A 768-nucleotide genomic window follows, 5' to 3' on the forward strand; every position below is an offset into this window, starting at 1 on the left:
CACGCGGCTTCTGAGCGCCGGGCTGGCGCAGGCCCACGCCAGCGAATGCATCGTCCGTGCGCCGACGTGAGGTGGAAAGCGCCGGGCGGCGTTTGCCGCGATTTCCCGGTTGAACGCGAGGTACATACCGCGCCGATGCCCGATGTGCTCGGCCACGAGCTGGAGCGTGGAGGTCTTGCCCGCGCCTGCAAATGCCTTGATCTTCAGGTCCCCGGTGCCACGCGCCGCCTCGATCACCGCCTGCTGCTCTCCCGTGGGAATAAAGGTGCTCTTCACGCGATACCAGACCTCATGTGCGATCGCTCCCGGCGATATGGGGCCGCTGATTTTCGCATGACCCACAGCGGATCGGGCGGCCCGGCGGGGGACGCATCAGCAGAGCACGTACGCGGTTGACCCGCGGAGACAGCACACCTTGCGTTGCGAAAGCTGACAGCCCGTCATGTCTCAACAAGCTCAAGCCCGTTTTCGGCACTCCATTGTCTCAGCGCGCTTTCGACAGCATCGGTTTCAAACGAATACCAGCGCTCGAGAACGCCTTCACGTTCCAGCAATTCCTTGAAACGCGCATAAGCCCCTCGCCTCCGGAAAAATCCTTCGACCTGGTCGTAACATGCAGGCAACGTCTGTGCGACAAAGCGCAAGGCGAGACGGCTTCCGAGATCAAGCTCGTTCCTGTGCGGTATCGCGAGGTAGCGATCGGAAGTCTCAAGGTCGTCAGGGATCTCCTCGTCGAACGCGTCACTGGAATCGGAAGTCCACCAGATC

At 62.0% G+C, this 768-nt stretch carries 1 protein-coding gene and 1 pseudogene; both read right to left on the reverse strand.

Annotated elements, in window-relative coordinates:
* Positions 1 to 276 (reverse strand): annotated as a pseudogene (locus M3I54_RS44465) (ATP-dependent helicase); the annotation flags it as partial.
* A gap of 164 nt (positions 277 to 440) precedes the next feature.
* On the reverse strand, positions 441 to 768 hold a 328-nt coding region (locus tag M3I54_RS44470), incomplete at its 5' end, for a hypothetical protein (protein ID WP_254346740.1).

The sequence above is a fragment of the Paraburkholderia sp. CNPSo 3274 genome (assembly GCF_024206475.1).
Lineage (GTDB): Bacteria > Pseudomonadota > Gammaproteobacteria > Burkholderiales > Burkholderiaceae > Paraburkholderia.